General features: G+C 65.6%; 1 pseudogene. It reads left to right on the top strand.

The features are described 5' to 3' along the window. A pseudogene (locus IRY44_RS30530) lies at positions 1 to 208 on the top strand (hypothetical protein); the annotation flags it as partial. Position 209 lies beyond the last annotated feature (1 nt).

Below are 209 nucleotides of genomic sequence, written 5' to 3'. Positions count from 1 at the left end.
CTCCAGTGGTTGGGGCACGGTGGAGCAGATCACCGACCCTGAGTACTCGACGACGGCGTTCCTGAAGGGCCTGAAGCAGGTCGACGGCTGGCAGGACATGCCGCTGACCAAGGCCGCCCAGACCGTCCAGGTCAGTGCTTACCCGGACCACTACGCCCAGTGGGAGCAGCAGGCCGCCGACCTCGTCGCCAAGCACTGGAACAGCTAAG

This window comes from Micromonospora sp. ANENR4 (assembly GCF_015354395.1).
Classification (GTDB): domain Bacteria; phylum Actinomycetota; class Actinomycetes; order Mycobacteriales; family Micromonosporaceae; genus Micromonospora; species Micromonospora aurantiaca.
Note: the sequence above shows the minus strand (reverse complement) of the source record. Positions and strands in the feature narration are given on the sequence as shown.